General features: G+C 50.1%; 20 protein-coding genes. 7 read left to right on the top strand and 13 right to left on the bottom strand.

Annotated elements, in window-relative coordinates; translation table 11 throughout:
* Positions 1–69: 69 nt before the first annotated feature.
* Positions 70–2,427 (bottom strand): DNA translocase FtsK, encoded by a 2,358-nt coding sequence (locus tag D1831_RS01485; RefSeq protein ID WP_125070952.1) that lies wholly within the window; start codon positions 2,425–2,427, stop codon positions 70–72.
* A 137-nt stretch (positions 2,428–2,564) separates the two neighbouring features.
* A complete protein-coding gene (locus tag D1831_RS01480) occupies positions 2,565–3,077 on the bottom strand; it encodes a tRNA (cytidine(34)-2'-O)-methyltransferase (RefSeq protein ID WP_125070950.1) in 513 nt (170 codons plus the stop codon).
* Between the two features lie 152 nt (positions 3,078–3,229).
* On the opposite strand from D1831_RS01480, the gene D1831_RS01475 reads away from it, so the two are divergent.
* Complete coding sequence (locus D1831_RS01475) at positions 3,230–3,877, top strand: NAD(P)-dependent oxidoreductase (RefSeq protein WP_125070948.1); 648 nt, start codon at positions 3,230–3,232, stop codon at positions 3,875–3,877.
* Positions 3,878–4,089: 212 nt separating this feature from the next.
* Positions 4,090–5,433 (top strand): branched-chain amino acid transport system II carrier protein, encoded by a 1,344-nt coding sequence (gene brnQ / locus D1831_RS01470; protein WP_125070946.1) that lies wholly within the window; start codon positions 4,090–4,092, stop codon positions 5,431–5,433.
* Between the two features lie 98 nt (positions 5,434–5,531).
* On the opposite strand, the gene D1831_RS01465 is transcribed toward brnQ, so the two are convergent.
* The gene (locus D1831_RS01465) at positions 5,532–6,233 is read right to left on the bottom strand and encodes an EAL domain-containing protein (RefSeq protein ID WP_125070944.1); all 702 of its coding nucleotides are present in this window, start codon (positions 6,231–6,233) and stop codon (positions 5,532–5,534) included.
* 148 nt (positions 6,234–6,381) lie between these two features.
* On the opposite strand from D1831_RS01465, the gene D1831_RS01460 reads away from it, so the two are divergent.
* Entirely contained in the window at positions 6,382–7,740 is a 1,359-nt protein-coding gene (locus tag D1831_RS01460; RefSeq protein ID WP_125070942.1) for an FAD-dependent oxidoreductase, read from the top strand.
* A 374-nt stretch (positions 7,741–8,114) separates the two neighbouring features.
* Here the strand turns inward: D1831_RS01460 and D1831_RS01450 are convergent, their stop codons facing one another.
* The gene (locus tag D1831_RS01450) at positions 8,115–8,969 is read right to left on the bottom strand and encodes a methyltransferase domain-containing protein (protein WP_125070940.1); all 855 of its coding nucleotides are present in this window, start codon (positions 8,967–8,969) and stop codon (positions 8,115–8,117) included.
* A gap of 175 nt (positions 8,970–9,144) precedes the next feature.
* Here D1831_RS01450 and rpsN point away from each other — a divergent pair, with 175 nt between their 5' ends.
* Entirely contained in the window at positions 9,145–9,414 is a 270-nt protein-coding gene (gene rpsN, locus D1831_RS01445; RefSeq protein ID WP_125070938.1) for a 30S ribosomal protein S14, read from the top strand.
* A 115-nt stretch (positions 9,415–9,529) separates the two neighbouring features.
* Here the strand turns inward: rpsN and D1831_RS01440 are convergent, their stop codons facing one another.
* Both D1831_RS01440 and D1831_RS01435 read right to left on the bottom strand, forming a co-directional pair.
* Positions 9,530–10,651: an AI-2E family transporter gene (locus tag D1831_RS01440; RefSeq protein ID WP_404819876.1), complete on the bottom strand. Its 1,122-nt coding sequence runs from the start codon at positions 10,649–10,651 to the stop codon at positions 9,530–9,532.
* 38 nt (positions 10,652–10,689) lie between these two features.
* Positions 10,690–11,049, bottom strand: coding sequence for a PTS glucitol/sorbitol transporter subunit IIA (locus D1831_RS01435; RefSeq protein ID WP_125070934.1), 360 nt, complete (start codon positions 11,047–11,049; stop codon positions 10,690–10,692).
* A 132-nt stretch (positions 11,050–11,181) separates the two neighbouring features.
* Between D1831_RS01435 and D1831_RS01430 the strand changes: the two genes are divergently transcribed.
* On the top strand, positions 11,182–12,201 hold the full coding sequence (locus D1831_RS01430; protein ID WP_125070932.1) for a lactonase family protein: 1,020 nt from the start codon (positions 11,182–11,184) through the stop codon (positions 12,199–12,201).
* Positions 12,202–12,220: 19 nt separating this feature from the next.
* Positions 12,221–12,859 carry a copper homeostasis protein CutC gene (locus D1831_RS01425; RefSeq protein ID WP_125070930.1) on the top strand — a complete coding sequence of 213 codons (639 nt, stop codon included), beginning with the start codon at positions 12,221–12,223 and terminating at the stop codon, positions 12,857–12,859.
* 126 nt (positions 12,860–12,985) lie between these two features.
* On the opposite strand, the gene D1831_RS01420 is transcribed toward D1831_RS01425, so the two are convergent.
* From D1831_RS01420 to D1831_RS01410, 3 genes are read right to left on the bottom strand one after another with little or no spacing between them, the layout of a single operon-like run.
* Positions 12,986–13,888, bottom strand: coding sequence for an RluA family pseudouridine synthase (locus D1831_RS01420; protein WP_125070928.1), 903 nt, complete (start codon positions 13,886–13,888; stop codon positions 12,986–12,988).
* Positions 13,885–14,691 carry an NAD kinase gene (locus D1831_RS01415; protein ID WP_125070926.1) on the bottom strand — a complete coding sequence of 269 codons (807 nt, stop codon included), beginning with the start codon at positions 14,689–14,691 and terminating at the stop codon, positions 13,885–13,887. The genes D1831_RS01420 and D1831_RS01415 overlap by 4 nt, the downstream gene beginning before the upstream one ends.
* Positions 14,688–15,350, bottom strand: coding sequence for a GTP pyrophosphokinase (locus D1831_RS01410; RefSeq protein WP_125070925.1), 663 nt, complete (start codon positions 15,348–15,350; stop codon positions 14,688–14,690). The genes D1831_RS01415 and D1831_RS01410 overlap by 4 nt, the downstream gene beginning before the upstream one ends.
* Before the next feature lie 298 nt (positions 15,351–15,648).
* On the opposite strand from D1831_RS01410, the gene D1831_RS01405 reads away from it, so the two are divergent.
* The gene (locus D1831_RS01405) at positions 15,649–16,281 is read left to right on the top strand and encodes a DsbA family protein (RefSeq protein WP_125070923.1); all 633 of its coding nucleotides are present in this window, start codon (positions 15,649–15,651) and stop codon (positions 16,279–16,281) included.
* 69 nt (positions 16,282–16,350) lie between these two features.
* Here the strand turns inward: D1831_RS01405 and pepF are convergent, their stop codons facing one another.
* From pepF to spxA, 4 genes are all read right to left on the bottom strand, one after another.
* Positions 16,351–18,162, bottom strand: a complete 1,812-nt coding sequence (pepF, locus tag D1831_RS01400; protein ID WP_125070921.1) for an oligoendopeptidase F — start codon at positions 18,160–18,162, stop codon at positions 16,351–16,353.
* Positions 18,163–18,237: 75 nt separating this feature from the next.
* The gene (locus tag D1831_RS01395) at positions 18,238–19,323 is read right to left on the bottom strand and encodes a competence protein CoiA (RefSeq protein ID WP_125070919.1); all 1,086 of its coding nucleotides are present in this window, start codon (positions 19,321–19,323) and stop codon (positions 18,238–18,240) included.
* Between the two features lie 92 nt (positions 19,324–19,415).
* Positions 19,416–20,147, bottom strand: a complete 732-nt coding sequence (locus tag D1831_RS01390) for an adaptor protein MecA (protein WP_125070917.1) — start codon at positions 20,145–20,147, stop codon at positions 19,416–19,418.
* Positions 20,148–20,284: 137 nt separating this feature from the next.
* On the bottom strand, positions 20,285–20,683 hold the full coding sequence (spxA, locus tag D1831_RS01385; protein WP_125070915.1) for a transcriptional regulator SpxA: 399 nt from the start codon (positions 20,681–20,683) through the stop codon (positions 20,285–20,287).
* Positions 20,684–20,701 lie beyond the last annotated feature (18 nt).

Below are 20,701 nucleotides of genomic sequence, written 5' to 3'. Positions count from 1 at the left end.
TTTTAACCAGCGTAGACGTGGAACCACCCGTCCCTAGTAACGCGCTGTAACCGGCGTTAGTTCGATACTCTATACCGGTGGTTGGTCCGAAGTGCCGGCTTGATCATCGGCCGACTTTTGCCGGTAGACTTTCCGCGGTTTACTCCCCTCGGAGGGACCCACGACTCCCCGTTCCTCCATCTCGTCAACAATCCGGGCCGCCCGGTTATAACCAATCCGGAAGCGCCGTTGGAGCATCGAAACACTGGCCGACTGTTGGTCCGTCACTAGTTCCACCGCTTCGGCGTAGTACTCATCCTCACCGTCACGCGGGTCTTCCCCGCCTTCCGGTTCGTCATCCTTAACGATCATACTATCGTCGTACTCGGCAGTTTGTTGATTCTTAATGAAGTTGACCACTTCCTCGACGTCGTGATCAGAAATGTAAGCCCCTTGAACCCGCAACGGTTTATTCATCCCCATCGGCTGGTAGAGCATATCCCCGCGGCCAAGGAGTTTTTCAGCACCGTTACTGTCAATAATGGTTCGTGAATCGGTCCCACTTGAAACCGCAAACGCCATTCTGGATGGAACGTTTGCCTTGATCAACCCGGTAATGACGTCGACGGACGGCCGTTGCGTGGCTAAAATCATGTGGATGCCGGCCGCCCGGGCCATTTGTCCCAAGCGAATGATCGCGTCTTCCACTTCACTCGACGTCACCATCATCAAGTCGGCTAATTCATCGACCACCACCACGATGTACGGTAAAACGGGCCGGTTTTGACCGTCAGCCGCGTTTTGTTGCCGAACGTACTGGTTGTACCCCTGCATATTACGCTGCTTAGAATCGGCAAACAACTCGTAACGCCGCTCCATTTCAGCAACCACTTTATGCAGAGCCCGGGCCGCTTTCTTGGGCTCGGTCACAACCGGTGTCAATAAGTGGGGAATTCCGTTATAAATTCCCAATTCAACTTTTTTCGGGTCAATCAACATAAATTTGACCTGACTCGGCTTAGTATTCATTAATAAGCCGGTGATCATGACGTTAATTGCGACCGACTTCCCACTACCGGTTGACCCGGCAATCAGCAGGTGGGGCATCTTAGCTAAGTCGGCAACGACTAAGTTTCCGGAAACGTCCCGGCCTAACGGTACCGCCAACGGTTTCGTCGGGTGCGCCGGCTGTGCTTCCACGATGTCGCGGAATGAAACCGTTGAAACCTGCTTATTTGGTACTTCGATCCCAATTAGTGACTTACCCGGAATCGGGGCTTCAATTCGCAAGTCCTTAGCGGCGAGGGCCAGTGCCAGATCATCCGCTAAATTAACCACTTTACTGACCTTAACCCCGACCGCTGGGTGTAATTCGTACTTAGTCACCGACGGCCCCAAACTAACATTTTTAACTTCCACTTGGACCCCAAAGCTGGCCAGGGTCGTTGTCAGTTTTTTGGAATTACTTTCAATCGTCGCGTACTCGGCACTCTGATCGGTCTTCGGAATCTTCGTCAGCAGTTCCGATGATGGCATTTCATAGTCGCTATCATCGGCCACTTCCGTTCCCACCAAGCCGTCATCCTGCGTTGGGGCTGCACTGGCTGGTGCTGGTTGGCGTTCACTTGCCACGGTGATCTGCACGTCGGCCGGCGCACTACTGGCTGGCACCGCACTAGCAACCGCCGATTCGGGCGCGGCACTCGTGACCGGTGCCGCACTGGTTGGGGCCGGTTCTTGGGGCGCGGACGCCCGCTGATTCGTTTTGACCTGCTGCCGGGCCCGCCAACGGGCAAGTTGCACCCGGAATTTGCGGGCCAACCACTGGTAACCCGTCTGTAACTTTTGCGCGCCGGTAACCAGCACGGTCCGGATAACCTGCATCGTCTCGTGAAACGGTAAGTTAAAGGCAATGAAGATACCGGTGATAATTAAAATAATGGCAATTAAAACCGTTCCGACGTTGGCCAATAACGGGTAAGTAACACTGTAACCAGCCGCACCGACTAACCCACCACCAAGGTCGCTGGACATCCCGCCCTTGGCAAAATCATTTTTTATTAAATCACGGGTGATGGCCCAGAACTGAGTGTGCCGGTTTAAGTGGTTAAAGGTTGGTATTTCTAGTAAAAGCAAATAACTGAAGAAAACCAGGTTACCACCAGTCCACCACCGCCACGTTAAGCGTGGCCACTTGCCAAAAATCATTAAATAACCAGCCACTAACAAGGTTAGGCCAGCTAAGAGTTGGTAGGCGTTACCGGCAATGGCCCGAAAACCTTCCGCAAAAAAGTTACCAATTAATCCCACTTGTAGAAAGGCAAGGACCGTAACTAGCACCCCAATTAGTCCAATCACGTTACCGGTCATCTGATGTTTGACCGCCGTGGTCGACTTCTTGCGGCTAGTCGTCCGCCGTTTTTTTGTTGCTGCTTGTTTGCGCGCCACGCTCGCTTCATCCTTTCTTTGTTAATTACGCTGAAACTCGTTAGTTTTTATTATACCAAACCTACGTTCGGAATGGCCGCTTCCGTCAAAAAACGCGCCCTAACCCCGCAGTTAGCGCACGTCCGTTTAACATCCATTTACTTTAATTTATCATTTTGGTAACGATGGGACCGTTCGAGGCCGGGAAAATTCTGTTGCCGGAGCGCTTCGTAAATTACGATTGCGGCTGAATTGGATAAGTTCAGCGCGCGAATGTGCGAATCGTCCTGAGGGATCCGAATGGCCTTCTCCGGGTATTTACGCATAAACGGCTCTGGTAAACCGGTCGTTTCTTTTCCAAATAAGAAGTAGTGGTCCTTGCTCGTGTCACTGTAATCCACGTCGCTATAATCATGATTGGCAAACTTGGAAACCAAGTATAACTGGTTTAAGTCGGGAATGCTGGCTAAAAATTCTTGCAGGTCAGCGTGCATCGTAATGTTCACGCTATCCCAATAATCCAGCCCCGCCCGCTTTAAATGTTTGTCATCAATTTTAAAACCCAGCGGTTCGATCAAGTGCAGGGCGGTATCGGTTCCCGCACACGTCCGGGCGATGTTACCGGTGTTGGCCGGCATTAGTGGTTCAAAAAGTGCAATGTGATTTGTCAAAGTGATCTTCCTTTTATAAGTGTAATGTTCCTTGCTATCATACCATGTTGCGCCCTACTCCGCCTACCCTTTCAAGCAAGTCTTATTGGTGGCGTTTATTCGCTAACTTTCCTATACTGATCCATGAACAAAAAGTAAGGAGACGATCAAACGTGAAACTAATGATTATTGGCGCTACCGGAATGGCCGGTTCTGCCGTCACCACGGCCGCCCTCAAACGGGGGCACACCGTACTTGCCATTGGCCGCTCAGCTGAAAAATTGGCCCAACTACCGGCTCATCCCAACTTGACGACCCAAGCCGTCGACGCGTTTAACTTAACCAGCGCGGACTTACAAGCCGTTGACGTAGTGGTGGACGCCATGGCAAGTCGGCCAGACCAAGCCTACTTGCACGTGGATCTCGCTACCAAGCTCGTAGCCGCTCTTCGTAACCAGGACCACCCGCGCTTAGTTTTCATTCTCGGTGCCGGTAGCCTAACCACCGGTGAAGACGAGCACCTCTTCGTTAAAGACATTGAGCGTGATCCGGCCAACGCCGCGTTCGTGGCCATTCCCCAAAACCAGCTGGCAGAATTGATTTTTTTACGAACCGTTAAAAACGTTGACTGGGTTGGTATTTCACCCGCGGCCGATTTTCACGCCGGGGCAGCGGCGCCCGCACTGTTGGGGCACGACCAACTACTTGTCAACGCCAGTGGGGCTTCCGTCACAACCAGCGGTACCATGGCCGAAGCCGTTCTGGATGAAATTGAACAACCACAACATCACCAGACCCGTTTTACCGTGGCCAATCAGTAACGCGGTCTGAATTTAACCAACATTGATCAAGCTCAAGTTTCTAAAAAATCATTTTAGAAACCCGGGCTTGTTTTTTGTAGGACCCCGCCGCGTTAAAAAGAAAGGCGCTACACCGTGCATTTTTTAACGCCCTCTCATTCATTCCTTAGCAAAATATGCTAGGCTAATTTATTATGACTTACCACTTTAAAGTGGATGAAAGTAGGGATTGGATGCACAACCGTTTATCAGGACGCAACTTAGGTTTTATTGGGACCATGTTGTTCGGCCTGTTCTTTGGAGCCGGTAACTTAATATTTCCGATTTATTTAGGCCAACAGGCGGGCCGGCACGTGGGAAGCGCAATCGTTGGTTTATTGATTACCGGGATTGGCTTACCACTCCTCGGCGTCATCGGGATGGGACTGACCCGCAGTCGCGGGGTGTTTGACTTAGCAAGTCGGGTCAGCCGGCCCTACGCCTATACCTTTACCATCTTGCTATACTTTACTCTGGGGCCCCTCTTCGCGATGCCCCGCTTAGCCACGACTGCTTTTCAAATTGGGTTGGTCCCGTTTGTGGCCCCAAACCACCAATCAGTCGTCCTGCTGATCTTTTCAATTTTATTTTTTGGCCTCACCTGGTTACTCGCACTTAATCCCGGCCGGATCATGGTCGTCGTCGGTAAGTGGCTGACCCCCCTTTTCCTGATTTTATTAGGCGCCCTGATGCTCGTGGCCCTGTTAAAACCCATGGGTAGCTTTAACGAAGTCGCGCGCGGTGCTTACGCAACTCAGCCTTTACTGACGGGTTTTACCGAAGGCTACAATACCATGGACGCGTTAGCCTCCCTGGCATTTGGAATTGTCGTCATTGACGCCATTCGCGACCTCGGAATCACTAGCCCGCGGCAAATCGCGACCGGTACCATTAAAGCGGGACTAATCAGCATGACGCTCATGGGATTGATTTACGCCCTATTGGCAATCATTGGAACGATGAGTTTAGGACACTTTGCGCCCGCTGCTAACGGCGGGGTGACCCTGGCCCAAATCGCTTCCTACTACTTTGGTCCGCTAGGTAACGGTTTGCTCGCGCTAATCGTCATTATCGCCTGCCTCAAAACTTCAATTGGTTTGACCAGCGCGTTCGGGGACACCCTGCACGGTCTATTTCCTAAGCTGTCTTACCGCTGGCTGATCACGTTAGCGTGCGGTATTCCAGCAATCCTGGCCAACGCGGGACTGACCCAGTTAATTGCGTATTCGACCCCGTTACTGATGTTTCTATACCCACTCGCCATTGTCTTGATCCTCCTGGCCGTACTTGCGCCCTGGTTGGGGACCTCCCGCTGGCTCTTCGGCATGACCACCGCGTGGACATTGATCCCAGCCATTTTAGCCGGCGTCACCGCGTTACCAGCTGGTTTTACGGCTCATGGTTGGGGACACGCCCTAGTCACACTTAACCAGTGGCTGCCGCTTGCCAACATTGGTTTAGGCTGGACCGTTCCCGCTGTGATTGGGCTCGGGTGCGGTTTAATCGGACACCGGCGCCACCCCGCAAATGAGGCCTAAGCGCACCCGAACGTTATCAAACTTAAAGCCACCAATTATTTCGAAAAATTACGAAATAATTGGTGGCTTTAAGTCTTCATTTACAAACGCAGTAACCCTTATGAACGGTCAAAATCGACCGGATCACCAGGTAACCGCAGCAATTGTGGCTTACCGTAGTAATAACCCTGTCGCCGAAAGATGTCAAAGCTACTGCTTAGTTCCGCGTCTTCCTGGTCTTCAATTCCCTCTAAAATCAGGCGCAATCCATACTCGTGACTAATAGCGTGCCAAAAATGCAGTTTCTGCTGAATTTTAGGATCCTTGATCCCGGTGCGAAAATTTTGTAACGCAAACTTTAATTCGGACGCCAACGGTAAAAGCTCCTGGATACTCTTAAAATCGTTGATGCCGGTACCAACGTCATCTAACGAAATCTGCATTCCGTGTTCGATAAAGTGGCGCAGGTAGGGAATAAAATCAGTATCGACGTATCGCTGGGGCCCCTTCTCCTCGGTCAGTTCCACGACTAACTTAGCAGGATACAACTGGGTCTGACTTTGAATAATGGCGTTCTCCACGGTGGTGTCCATCAACTGTTCCCGACTAACGTTAACGGAACAATACTGAACCTTAAGTCCCAATATTTTAGTGGTTGCAACGAGCAGCTTCGACATAACTTGCGTGTCGATGCTCGCAAACGACGCCGGTAAGCGCCACCCTTCCGGCGTTAATTGTTTGATCAGTAGTTCATAGCCAAAAACTGTTCGTCGCCGAACGTCTAATTGCGGCTGAACAAAATACCGATAAATTGGTTGCATGTAACCCATCACCTTTTATGAATATATTTGTATATTGTTTTACATTTACCACGGTCGCTGTATACTCATAGTATACTTCAAACCGGAAGGATAGCGATATTACGAACATAAAATTAATTATTTGGTTTTCGAAAGCTGTGGTAAATAAATGAAAGTAGCCATTATTGGCTGTACCCACGCGGGCATCGCAGCCATCAAACAAATTTTAAAATACTACCCCACGACCGAAATCACCGTTTACGAACGGCACGCGGACATTTCTTACCTCTCTTGTGGCACTTACCTGCACCTTGGTGGCGCGGTCAAGAATCTAAACGACGTCTTTTACGCTGACCCGGACGATTTCGCTAAGCAGGGCGTCCACATGCGCATGCAATTCGACGTGATCCGTATTGACGCGCACGCCCATACGATCATGGCCCAGGACCTGCAAACAAAGGAAATGGTCCACGACCACTATGACAAGCTGATCATGGCAACCGGTTCAATGACGGCCATTCCCGCCATTACGGGGATTGAGAACCCGAAAGTCATGCTATGTAAGACCTGTGATCAAGCCCACGAGCTTTACCAGGCGGCTCAAAATTGCCACAACGTTGCCATCGTTGGTGGCGGATACGCCGGCGTCGAACTGGCGGAGGGCTACGTCAAGTCCGGCCACACCGTGACCCTCTTTCAACGCAACCAACAGTTACTGGACGAATATACCGATCCCGTGATGGCCAAACGAGTCGAACAACTCCTCACCACTAACGGGGTTCACGTCATTACCGGCACGACCGTGGAACGCTTTAGCGACACCAGTACCGGCCAGCTGAAAGTAACGACCCGCGATGCAGACTACGTCGTCGATATGGTCGCCATTTGTCCCGGGGTCATTCCCCAGTCCGACTTACTGGCCGGTCAAGTGACCTTAGCCAAAAACGGGGCCATCATCACCGACCCGTACATGGGTACGTCGGACCCGGACATCTTTGCGGCTGGTGATGTGACCGAAGTCCACTACAACCCAACACTGAGCACCACGTACATTCCCCTAGCTTCGCACGCGATCCGACAGGGAACCTTAGCGGGGATCAACGTCTTGGACCGCCGGCTCAAATCCATCGGCACCCAGGCAACTACCGGGATGTTACTCTTTGGTCAAACGATTGCCTGTACCGGGATGACCCTGGCTCGAGCCAAAGCAGCCCATTTTGACGCTGGTAGTGCTTACTACCGGGGCAACTACCGTCCGGAATTCATGCCTACCACGACGGAGATCCAAATTGAGCTGGTTTATGACCGGAACAGTCGCAAAGTACTCGGGGCCCAACTAATGAGCGCACACGAAATCGCACAGTCGGCCAACACGTTATCGGTCATTATTCAAAACGGTAATACGATTGATGAGCTGGCATTTATTGACATGTTATTCTCACCAAACTTTGACGAACCCTTCAATTATCTCAACCTCGTTGCCCAAACGGCGGTTGAACAAGAGAACGGTTATTGGCGTACCAACTAGTTGCGGACTTACCCGTGCGTTTTTTCAAAGAGGCTGTGACAAAAGTCACAGCCTCTTTTGTATCTCCGAATAATTACTATCAAAACGTGCGTCAAAAGTCAGCATAACCCGCTTAGACCCGTACGGCGAACAATCCAAGTTCAGAATTATTCGCTATCCGCCATTAATGCTCACCAGCTAACCGACTTTTGGCACACTCTGCTTTTTGGATTTTAGCCACAAAAAAACGTAGTATTTCGGTGTGGGCACGGCGAAACGCTACGTTAATGAAGTACAACTCGGTAGTCACCAACGACGTTGATCGATGTTAACTACCAAACGATTTCTCAAAGGTTATCTTAACACCCACAAATTAATGATGCAAGCCCCGTCAGTTAGCTTTTTCGGGTAGTCAATAAACTAACATCCACGGTAATCGTCGTTAATCCCTGCGCCTTGGCAGCGGCTAAACTTGCCGCGTCGGCACCCCAGTGTAACGGCGTCATCACGAGTAAATCTTCAAACGCAACGGCGCTCAGATCAAACTCGTAACGAATCCGCTGAACGGTTGCGTCCGGGTAGTGCTGCTTAAACAAGTCCAAGACCCGTTGATTATCGTACTGGTACTGCCGGTCAGTCGGCTTAAAGAGTAAGTGACGTAGTTCAATCAGGTATTCCGGATTAGGAATGATCTTTAGCAACTGACCACCGGGTGCCAGAACCCGTTCAAACTCCGCGTAAGCCGACGGTGAAAAAACGTCCATAATTGCCGTAAAGGCCCCATCAGTAAACGGTAACTGCGCAAGGTCCGCTACGCAGTAGTACGCGGGCGTTGCTAATTGTGTCGCCAAGTTGATGCCGGCTTTACTAATATCAAACCCAATACCAACGTCTTGTGGCTGGGCGTGTTGTTTAAGTAAGTCGGCTAACGGCGTCCCCTCACCACTCCCAACGTCCAAAATACGTTGGGGGGCGGCGGAAAGCTGCTGGTTGATTGTCGTCACGATTGGCATGAAGAACCCGGCTTCTAAAACCCGCCGGCGGGCCGCTAACATGGCAGCGTCATACTCGCTTTGAACCTGATGGGTTAAAAAGTACAGGCTCCCCTTCTTTGAAAAATCAACTTGATGACCGTTGGGACACCACAAGCTGTGATCTTTAATTTCAACATACGCCTGGTCACAGACTAAACAGCGAAAGCGGCTCAGGTTCGCTTGAACGAACTGCATCCCGCGTTCAATTTTTTTCACGTTATCCACCCTACCTCGATTAATTTTCTTAATGATACCACACCGTTACGAACAAAATAGTAGCGATTACGATTTAAGCGTGGTATTCTAAACAACGTTCTAAAAACTGACTTAATTTGTCCAAATGAATTTGTTACCGGATTGCACACACCAATCATAAAGGAGCACGATTCAGATGGCTAAAAAATCAAAAATTGCCAAAGAGCGTAAAATTGAAGCAACCGTGGCCCGTTACGCTGAGCGGCGGGCCGCGTTAAAGGCCGCGGGAGACTATGCCGGTTTAGCGAAGTTGCCGCGCAACGCGTCCCCAGTCCGGATTCACCGCCGTGATACGTTGGATGGTCGTCCGCACGCTTACCTACGTAAGTTCGGGATGTCCCGACTCAACTTTCGGCGGCTTGCCCACGCCGGGCAGATTCCGGGCGTCAAAAAAGCAAGTTGGTAATACCGTGACGACCAGTTGAAGTCACAAAACGAGTCGTTTACTCAAAATTGAGTAAGCGACTCGTTTTTTTAGGCTAGCCAACGGGACCGCACAACTGGTGGCGTTGGTTCAATTTCTATTGATTTTTCTTAGTTCCAGTGTCGGTGGGAGCGTACAGTGGCGAATTGGCACGGTACCAGCCAAAGAGGTGACTCCACAGCACCTTAACGATGGCGTACCCCGGAATCCCAAAAATGACACCCATCAGCCCGAAGATCTTGCCGGCTGCCAGCAGCACGATCAGAATGGTCACCGGATGGATGGCTAAACTGCTGCCAAGCACTAACGGTGAAATAATTCGCCCTTCAATCGTCTGCTCAATCACAAATACAATTAAAACTTGCACGAGCATCCACGGTGACGTCACCAACGCGATCACGACCGACGGTACCATGGCTAAAAACGACCCCAAGTACGGAATCAGGTTTAAAATCCCTGCCGCAATCCCCAACGTCAACGCAAACTTCAACCCAATCAGGCTGTAGCCGATGGCGAACATCACGGCCACAAAAAACGCGACCGTTAACTGTCCGCGGATGTAATTACTAACTTGAGTATTAATTTCCGTTAACATGGTCAAAAAGCTTTGGCGTACGCGGGTGGGCACGAACTTTGCCAAGTAACCGGGTAACTGGTGCCCGTCCTTAAGTAAGTAAAACAAAATAAACGGAGCCGTAATCAACCCAATGATAATCGTGGTCACGGTACTAAACACACTCGTCAACGAGGAGACCGTGCCGGTCAGGTATTTCGAAAAGCGGCTGCTTAAAAGTTGACTGGCATCGGTGTTCCACTGTTCCAACTGGTTCCGCAACCCGCTGAGTTGAGGATCGTTAATCCACTTATTAAGCTCGTTACTGGCATTTTGCCAGTAAGTGGGCCAATCGTTAATGATCGTCAACGTCTGGTTGCGAATGGTCGGAATGATGGCTACCAGTCCTAACACGATCAAAGCGGTAATTACGACAAACAGTCCGATAATCGTCCAAGTCCGGCGTACGTGGTACTTGCGTTCCAGCCGGTCCACCAGCGGGTTCATTAAGTAGTACAACACGCCGGCTAAGATCAAGGGAAAACCGACGATGCTAAAAAACTGACGGATCGGTGTCCAGATCCAGTCGACCTGCTGGCCCAAAAACAGGATTGCTAGGACGAGCAGAATAATTAACAAACCGCGAATCACCCGCCCACTACTCATGCGGGACTTGGTCACGTTTGATTTCAATCGATCAACTCCTATGGTAAGTACGTTATCACGCTACCGACGTGAATGGTCGGCATCGTCGTCGGGGTCAAATAAACCCCGTTTTCCATCGGTTTTGCGGGAACCGCGCTAAAGTAGAGCGTCGCGTGACCGATGGACGTCAGGTTGGCCGCCACTAAACCGCCCGCAAAAGCAACGGTGTACGTTTGGTCGTCAATCTTGACCTTGCTCCCCTTTTCTAGGGAAAACCCCTTGACGGGGGCGTCAAACTTTTGGATGACCGCAATCTGTTGAATTGATTCCGTTGCGGTTTCGTCAAAGAAAACTAAAATTGGTTCCTTCGGGTCGATGGCGTTTGCACCGATCGCCGAAACAGTTGCCGTTGTTGCCATAATTATCGGACTCCCATTCTTTTTTATTGCTTTAATTGTAGCATAGCCGGAAACTTTCGTGCTAATTTGTCATCGCTTACAGCTTTAAGAATTATGCTATACTGAAATTATCTATCAAGGAGGCTTTTTGCTATGCAAGAACGCGTTTTATTTGGAACTTATACAAAAAAGACCAGTCAGGGAATCTACCAAGGAACCCTGGATACTACGGCCAAAACTTTAACGAACGACGGTTTATTAGCCGCCACTCAAAACCCGACCTACCTCGCCCTTTCCGCTAAGGACCGCCTCTACAGTGTGGACAAGGAAGCCGATGATGGTGGGATTGCTGCTTGGCAACTCGACGGTAAGACCGCCAACAAGCTTAACGCCGTGATTGCTCCCGGAACACCACCAGCTTACGTGGCAGTCGACGAAGCGCGCCAACTCGTTTACAGTGCCAACTACCATAAGGGAACGGCCGAAGTAATGAAAATTACCGCGAACGGTGAGCTCGAACTCGTTGATCAAGTTCAGCACACCGGTAGTGGTCCCCGGCCGGAACAAACCGAATCCCACATTCACTATACCGACCTTACCCCGGACAACCGGCTAGCCGTTGTGGATCTCGGTGCCGACAAAGTCTACGTTTACAACGTCAGTGCCGCCGGCAAGCTATCACAACAGTCCGTTTTAACCATGCCAGCCGGGTTCGGTCCCCGGCACCTCGTTTTCAGCCCCGACGGCAAGTTTGCTTTCTTAGCCGGGGAACTTTCAAGTCAGGTTGCTAGTCTCAGCTACGACGCGAAGACGGGAAGCTTCCAACAACGCGGTATCGTGAAGACCATCCCCGCTGATTACGATCAACATAACGGCGCGGCGGCGATCCGCTTGAGTCACGATGACCACTTCCTCTACGTTTCAAACCGGGGCTACAACAGTTTGGCCGTCTTCGCCGTGGCCGCAGATGCGACCCTAACACTGATCCAACAGATTAGTACTGAGGGCGACTTTCCTAGAGACTTCGACCTGGATCCCACGGAAGAATTCGTCGTGGCCGTTAACCAAAATACCGATAACGCTACTTTATACGCCCGCAACGTAACCAGTGGTAAACTAAGCTTGTTACAAAAAGACATTAACGTGCCCGAAGGCGTTTGTGTCCGATTCTAAAACGTAAAGGATGAATGGCATGTTATTAAAAGAAGTAGCCCTTGAAAACTTCACCAACATTCCGGCTGCCATCGCGGCCGGTGCCAACCGAATCGAACTTAACGATAATTTGGCAGTTGGCGGGACGACCGTTAGCCGCGGTGTCATGGCTGAAGCGGCTAAGTACACTCAGGAACACGGGGTAACGCTCGTCACCATGATTCGCCCCCGCAGTGGTAACTTTGTTTATAACGATACCGAACTAAAGATCATGGAAGCCGACCTCTTACAAGCTCAGTCCCTTGGGGTTGACGGGGTCGCCCTCGGTGCTTTAACGCAGGATGGTCAACTCGATACCGAGGCCATGGCCCTGCTAGTAGGCGCTGCCGGCGGAATGAGCGTTACCTTCCACATGGCGTTTGATGCGTTGGCACCCGATCAACAGGCCCCGGCAATTGATTGGTTGGTTGAACACGACGTGGATCGGATTTTGACCCATGGTGGTCCCCTCAGCCAACCCATCACGGATTGTCTTCCCCAACTCCAAGCAACGATCAAGCTAGCAGCGGGGCGCATCCAAATCTTACCCGGTGGCGGGGTCACTGCCGACAACGTTGACGCCATCACCACCACGCTGGGCGTTCCCCAGGCTCACGGCACTAAGATCATTAACTATTAAACATTGCACCTCAAATGAAAACAGTTCCCCCGCCAATCGGTGGGAGAACTGTTTTTTAGTGATTTTCAATAAAAACCGGTCGCAACAACTTTACAATGACGCAAACCGCACTGGCGCCAACGCACCTCAATCCACTTTCGAACCGGTCGTTTCAATTAAGTGCGCGATGTCCGCCGGTAACGGTGCGAAAATTGTTAACGTCCGGGATAAAAACGGGTCGTCAAACTGTAGTTGCATGCAGTGTAGCGCCTGTCGCTGAATCCCTTGGTCCAGCGGGCCCCCGTATAGATCGTCACCAAGCAACGGGTGCCCCGCCGCCGCAAAGTGGACCCGAATCTGGTGGGTGCGGCCACTGTGCAGACGAACCCGGACAACCGTTTTGTTGCCCAGACGTTTAACCACCCAATATTCAGTCAGTGACGGTTTACCATCGGGCGTAACGGCCCGTTTAACGAACGAATCCGCCGCCCGACCAATTGGCTGGTCAAACCACCCGTGGTCGGTGGTTAAAACGCCGTCAACGACTGCTAAGTACATTTTACGCATGGTGTGGGCTTTCAACTGGTGATCAATGATTCCGTGGGCAAAGCGGTGCTTGGCAAATAACACAATTCCACTCGTATCCTTGTCCAGACGGGTCGCAATGTGGACGACTTCGTTAGCGTACCCCCGTTCACGGTAGTAGCCCTTAACGCGGTTAGCCAACGTGTTATCGGGTAGCGCGTGGGCGGGAACTGACGCGACCCCCGCCGGTTTATTCAGGATTAAGAAGTCGCGGTCTTCATACAAAATATGAATCGGGAGCGGCGAAACGGCCAAGTGTTCGTTCGCCACTTCCGCGGGCGTGACCATGGTGACCCGTTCCCCACCGTATAACATGTGGATTGCAAGCACTGGTTGATCGTTAACTAAAATGGCCCCACCGTGAAACTTAACTTTTTTGAGCAGGGTCCGGGTCACCCCGTGTTCACTCAGTAAGGTCCGGACTTTCATCGGCGTCGTGCTGTGGTTCACCCAACTAAACTTCATTCGTCTAACCCAATGAAGGACGTGCCGACCCGTTTCCAAAAACGGTTGTGCCGGTGCTGCGCAAAGGCGATCCGCCGGTTAGCGATTGAGTAACAGATTTTTTCAATCGGTCGGGGCTGGGTGTCAGTCTGATCCGCCGTAAAAATAAAGTGTGACTGTGACTGCTGTTGGGGCTTGATCGTAATCGTTTCGTAGGGGGCCACGATTACGGGCGAACCCAGTGTTCGGAAGACCCGGTTATTGATTGACGCAATTTCCGCCATCTGTAACGCGTCTAAGCGGGGATGGATCACCGCCCCACCAACCGACTTGTTATACGCCGTAGAACCAGTTGGCGTGGAGATACATAACCCGTCACCCCGAAAACGTTCGAACAGTTCGTCTTGAATGTAAACGTCGGCGACCATCGTGCTTCCTAATTTTTTGAGGGTCGATTCATTCAGTGCTAAGTAGTGGTTCGTTTCATCGGTATCCGCGTACGTGATCTTAACCGACAACAGCGGGTACGTGACACTCTGACCATTATCCTGTTTAAGTCCTTCGACTAACTGGTCGATCTCGTAGTCCCGCCAGTCAGTATAAAAGCCCAAGTGACCCGTATGCACCCCGACAAAGCGCACTTGATCAACCATGTGACTGTAGTGGTGAAAGGCGGCTAAAAGCGTCCCGTCACCCCCGACCGATAAGACGACGTCCGGTTGCTGGTCGTCAATTTCAAACCCGGCCCGAACTAATTTTTGGTGTAATTCAGCGGCCACTTTTTTGGTTTTCGGGCTTGAATTGGCAAAAATTGTGACTTTCATTGATTATTATCTTCCTTTGTTGACGTGGAATCATCACTTTGCGAGCCCTTGCCATACGAGAACAGGCTCTGAGCTTCTTGAATCTCCTCACGAATTTCCGACATCTCTTTATCTAAGCTGAACGCCGCCTCGGCCGCACGTTGCAACCGTTGGCTTAAATTCTCGGGGAAATCCCCCTGATACTTATAATTTAAAGAGTGTTCAATCGTTGCCCAAAAATTCATCGCCAACGTGCGCACCTGAATTTCGGCCAAAATTTTCTTTTCACCGCCGACCATTTGGACCGGATATTCAATCACAATGTGGTACGAACGGTAACCAGATGGTTTTTCGTTACTAATGTAATCCCGTTCTTCCAGAATCGTCATGTCCGTACGTTTCCGTAAGAGATCCACGACCTGGTAAATGTCCTCGACAAATTGACACATGATTCGTAATCCCGCAATGTCTTGCATATCTTGTTCTAAGCGGTCCTCTTGAACCTTGCGTCGAACCATTTTTTCTTTAATACTATCGACCGGTTTGACCCGACCGGTGACAAATTCAATTGGTTCGTGTTGATTTAAATCACGAAATTGCTTACGCATCCCCCGTAGCTTAACCTTCAGCTCGTCAACAGCTTGTTGATAAGGTAATAAAAAATGGTTCCAATCTTCCATCGGGGCACCTCCGTTTCAATCCATACTTCTAAAATTTTACCATAATTTGGCGGAATACAAAACGAACGTTACTCGGTTTAACAATTTACATTAACAACCGGGCCAAAACGGGGCCTAGGAACAAATTACTTTACGAATAAGCTAAATCGGTGCATCATGACACTCGAAGGTTTAATTCAAGTAACGATTAAGTCCTGGTTAGAATTAGTAAATTTATGAAATTAAAAACTTGCAAATACCCAAGGTCATTTGGTATTCTGCACTATGATGCGAATAGAGAAAGTGGAGGAATCATGACGTGTTAGAAGTGTATTTATTTGTGAATCCGTTGGCTACCCAGTGTGTCCGTGATGAACAAAACGTTTTACGGTTAGCCAACGATTCAGACAAGCAAATTCAATTTCAATTCGTACCGTTGTTAAATATCAATGTCATTCAACGGGCGCTTAAGAGTCAGGGAATCGCAACTGCAGATTGGCAAGCACAAAATCAGCAATCCCAGACGTTATACCGCGTTATCCTGGACTACAAGGCCGCCCTATTTCAAGGTAAGAAACGTGGTCGCAACTTTTTAATTGCGTTACAGTCGGCCATGCTCAAGGCGAAGCAGCACTACTCGGAAGACTTGGTCCGGCAGGTCGCCCGTGATTGTAAAATTGACCTGGACATGTTCATGGAAGATCGTAACGGCCACCTGGCCAAGCAGGCCTTTAAAGCCGATCAGCGCTTAGCCTCTGAAATGAACATCACCGAAGCCTCCTCCGCAGTTGTTTTTGATTGTGACCAGTATGATTACGGTGTTTTACTGGAACACTTCAACTATGACACGCTTGCCGACCTAGTTAACGGACGCTTGGATCCTTTTCAGAATCTGGCGCACCACACTTCCAATTGTGCCAGCTTAGCCGGCGGGCAACTGCACGTTTTATAAATTAGGTATTGCAATTATTCCATTTTAAAAGGACCTGACGAAATTATCGTCAGGTCCTTTTGCGTTAGGCTACGCCTTGGTCACCAACTGTTCAAATTCATCTAACCGCTGTTCAAACACCTTAAAGGCGTTATCAAGGTACGCCGTCTTAGTCATGTCGACCCCGGCCGCGTGCATCACGTCGATTGGGAAAGCCGATGAGCCGGCCTTTAAATACCCTAAATAGTCCTTGACCGCGTCTGGTTGGTGCGTTGAGATCCGGTCAGCTAGCGTCGCGGCCGCGGCAAAGCCCGTCGCGTACTGATAAACGTAGTAATTATAGTAAAAGTGCGGGATACGGGCCCACTCGTCAGCAATCTGCGGGTCACTAACGACCGCGTCACCATAATACCGCTGATTGAGTTGCAAGTAGTGCTTAGATAACCGGTCAGCAGTCAACGCTTGGCCGGCGGCATCCTGTTCATGCAACCACTGTTCAAATTCAGCAAACTGGGTCTGCCGGAAAACCGTCCCCTTAAACCCGTCGAGGTAGTAATTTAAAACGTAGGCCCGCATTTGCGGATCCGTCTCGTGATCGAGAAAATAGTTGGTCAATAGGTTTTCGTTCGTCGTCGAAGCGATTTCGGCCACGAAAATCGAGTAATCCCCGTACTGGTACGGCTGATTATGAGTCGTAAAGTAGGAGTGCATACTGTGCCCCATCTCGTGAACTAACGTGTACAGATTATCAATGTTATCTTGCCAGTTCAGCAAAATATACGGTGCGGTATCATACATCCCTGATGAATACGCCCCACTGCGCTTACCCTGGTTTTCAACCACGTCGATCCAGCGGGAATTAAAGGCCGTTTTAACGTGCTTCAAGTAGTCGGGTCCCAACACCTTTAACGCCTTCAACGCGGTCCCCTGAGCCCGTTCGTAAGTGTAGTTAACGGCGGGTTTTGGTGCCAGGGGCGTATACAAATCATACATGTGCAGTTCGTCGACTCCGAGAATTTGTTTGCGCAGCGCCACGTAACGGTGTAATAAATCCAAATGATCGTCGACCGAGCTGACGAGCGCGTCGTAAACCGTGGTCGGAATTTGATTGGCTGCTAGGGCCGCCGTTCTGGCATCCGGATAGTGGTGCGACTGAGCAACAAAGTTATGCACTTTAACTTGGCTGGCCAGTGTCGAAGCTAACGTCCGGCGAAACTGGCCGTACACCTTATACAGAGCTTCAAACGCTTGACGGCGTACTGCGGGTTGAACGGACTCCAATAATACCCCGTAGAGACCCTGGGACAGTTTAACCGCGTTGCCATTTTCATCTTGAACCGTGGGAAAGTCAAAGTCAGCGTTATTTAAAACCCCAAACGTTTTGGCAGAGGCGTCAAAAATGTCCCCTGCGCCCGCCAATAGGGCCTCTTCAGCTTCGGATAAAACGTGGCCCTTTTGTAACCGCACCGTATCTAGCAAGTGGCGGTAATCGCGGAGCGCGACGTTCTCATCTAAATAACTGTCCAACTGGGCCGGGCTTAACGTCAGTAGCGCCGGTTCAAACCAAGCAGTGGCGGCGGAAACTTTAGCAGTTAAACTGCCCGCTTGATCATCAAGGGCCGCGTTAGTGCTATTCCCCGTATCCTGGTCACTTTTTAAACTTGCGTAAACGGCCACTTTTTCCAACCGCCGATAAAGCCCTAAGACCCCCTGAATCCCCGCTAAAACGTGATCCGCCGAAGTCGTAAAATCATGTTTTAACGCGGCAACGGTTGGCAAGTCGGTTTTGATTCGGTCCACGTCGGCGACGTACGCCGCTTGATCCGCATAGATTTTAGTTAAATCCCAAGTTAATGCTTCGGGCACGGCTGCACGTGTTGGGAGTTGTTTTGTTGCTACCATGTAATTCCCTCCAATTTAAGTTGATATAGATAAGATTACCACATTATCACGACTTGCTCCGTCCCGTTGTTCCGTTTACCGCTTTTTCCATTCGAGTTGGGTACGGTTTAAAATCCAGCCCGCCCCGCCCTGGTCAAGGACCCGCGCACACTTTAATTCGGCCACCCGTTGCGTAATGAGCCGGGTACGAATCAGACCGCGGTGCCGCACACAGGCGTTACGGGCCAATAACGGTTGCAGCGTTTGCCAACATAGTTGCCGCAAGCGTTGATCAGCCAACTGCGCGGGTTGGGACCGTAATGCCACCATTAAGTGGACGGACCAAACTAAGTACGGGACCGTTAATAACGGTGGCTTAGCCGTTAGCGGTACGACCCAGGTGGGTAACTGTTGCAGCGTCCCGCCGTGTTGATAACAAAAAGTTTGTAAGTCGCGCCACACGCCGGACTGGTGTAAACGGGCTAGGACCACGGTTTGCTGGTAGTGGCACAGGTGCCGCGCAACCACTGGTACCGCATGTAATTGGGGGTGCGTCGTCAATACCTGCTCAACCGTCATTTCACTTGCTTTAAAAGTCACCGACTGCTGGATCAAAGGCTCACAATCCAAGCTTAACAACTGATAATGCAGCGTCAGGCTGGCCGTTTGAACGTCCCACAGCGGAACAAAATACCCCCAAGCCGGACTATTTTGCAGGAATTTGAGGGCTTTTCCGTGAACCCGAATGCCGTGAGAATACGGTCGGCCTAACAACCATAAAACCCGGTACCCGTGTTGCCGGTAGCCGACCGTTCGTTCCCATAGACGTTGTGTTGATAAGGGTGAACATTGAAATTCAATTGCGAGGGGGGCGGTCCCAGCCCGGTGAACTAAAACGTCTGGTCGTTGCTTTAATTGCGGTAACGGCGCCTCAAGTCGAACCTGATAGCCGCTCCGCTCAAACCACCCTGCAAGTTGGGCCTTACCACGGAGGTGTTCGGACGTTTCCCCCTCCGAAAACGCCTGGCAATCACTACCAGGCTGATGTGCAAAGTGTGGGACCATCACGGCTCCCCGTTTTAAAATCACCGGTGCCGTACAACCCGGGCAAAAATACTGCCCGTGCCGGGATGCTTGGGCCGCCGGAACCAAAGTTTGATGCTGATCCACTGCAATCAACACTTTTGCCACCTCCCTCCTACTACATATTTGCGGAAACGGTGGTAAAAGCCGTCAAAAAAACCGCAATCCTCTGCGATTGCGGTTTTTTTGGTTTATTTAAAATAGTGCCGTACCGTTTCAAGCGCGGCGTTCGACATCACTTTTTCGCCGTGTTCTAAAAGTACGTCCGCGGTCACCTTGGAAAGGTGCGCGTATTCTAACGCGACAGCGACGTCGTCCTTAATCGTCCCAGTCGATGACTGGTCCACGAAGAATACCAGCTCCAAATAGTACTTGTCACGGTACTTAAACAAGTTAGAAGCTAAGCCCTCCGGCCGGAACATTTGTGCTAAAGCGATCACGTCTTCAAAACTATCAAATTGTAAGACGTATTCCTTAGTTGGTGTATCAGGATCATCGATATACGGATCCAAATCATTGGTATCCTTAGTCGGATTATGTTGTACACCCTGTGCTTGATCACCATTGTTCGTATCAGTTTGCATCAATTTCCGTTTCAAATAATCCGAAACGTCGTCCGGTGCACTTTGCTCGTCCGATTGGTTAGGTGACTGGGTCGCCTTGGCAATCGTGTCCTGCAAGTTTTCACTATTTTTACTAATAAATAACTCTAATCCGTTGCGGTTCGGTAATACTTGGAAAGTTACGGCATCGTTATCTTGAAATTGGTGATCAACATCAACTTCCTCCAAGATGCTATAAAAGAAACTTTCAATTTGCTTATGATTCCCTAGTAAATCTAACACGCGAATACCGCGTTCATTGAGATCATCGTTGCCGATTAAAACACGAATCGTATCTTCATTGATTCGTTCCATCTCCATTGCAGATCCACCCCTTTCTAAGTGTCAAGGGCCATAATCACTATCACAATTCTAACTTATTTCAGCGCATTGTAAAGTAATCTATCTGAAAATAAAAAAATTGGCTAATTAGTTAACCTAACTAGCCAATACCGACATTAACTGTTTGCTAATTGCTGGGCACGCAGTAACTCGATTGTTCGAATTTTGCGGGGTAAAAAGCGGCGAATCTCATCTTCGTTATAACCAACCTGCAACCGTTTTTCATCTAACATGATTGGGCGTCGCAACAAACTTGGGTCCCGACTGATCAAGTCATAGAGTTGCGTTAATGATAAATCATCGATATCAACGTCTAGTTGCTGAAAAGCTTTCGAACGGGTCGAAATAATTTCTTCGGTGCCAGCTTCAGTCAATTGTAAAATACTCTTAATTTCGTTAATGGAAAGTGGTTCGGTGAACAAATTCCGTTCACGGAAATCAATGTCGTGGGTTTGTAACCAAACCTTGGCTTTGCGACATGAGGTACAACTTGGTGCGGTATATAAAATAACCATACGGGTTCCTCCTTGAGC

The organism is Lactiplantibacillus garii (assembly GCF_003885105.1).
GTDB lineage: Bacteria > Bacillota > Bacilli > Lactobacillales > Lactobacillaceae > Lactiplantibacillus > Lactiplantibacillus garii.
Note: the sequence above shows the minus strand (reverse complement) of the source record. Positions and strands in the feature narration are given on the sequence as shown.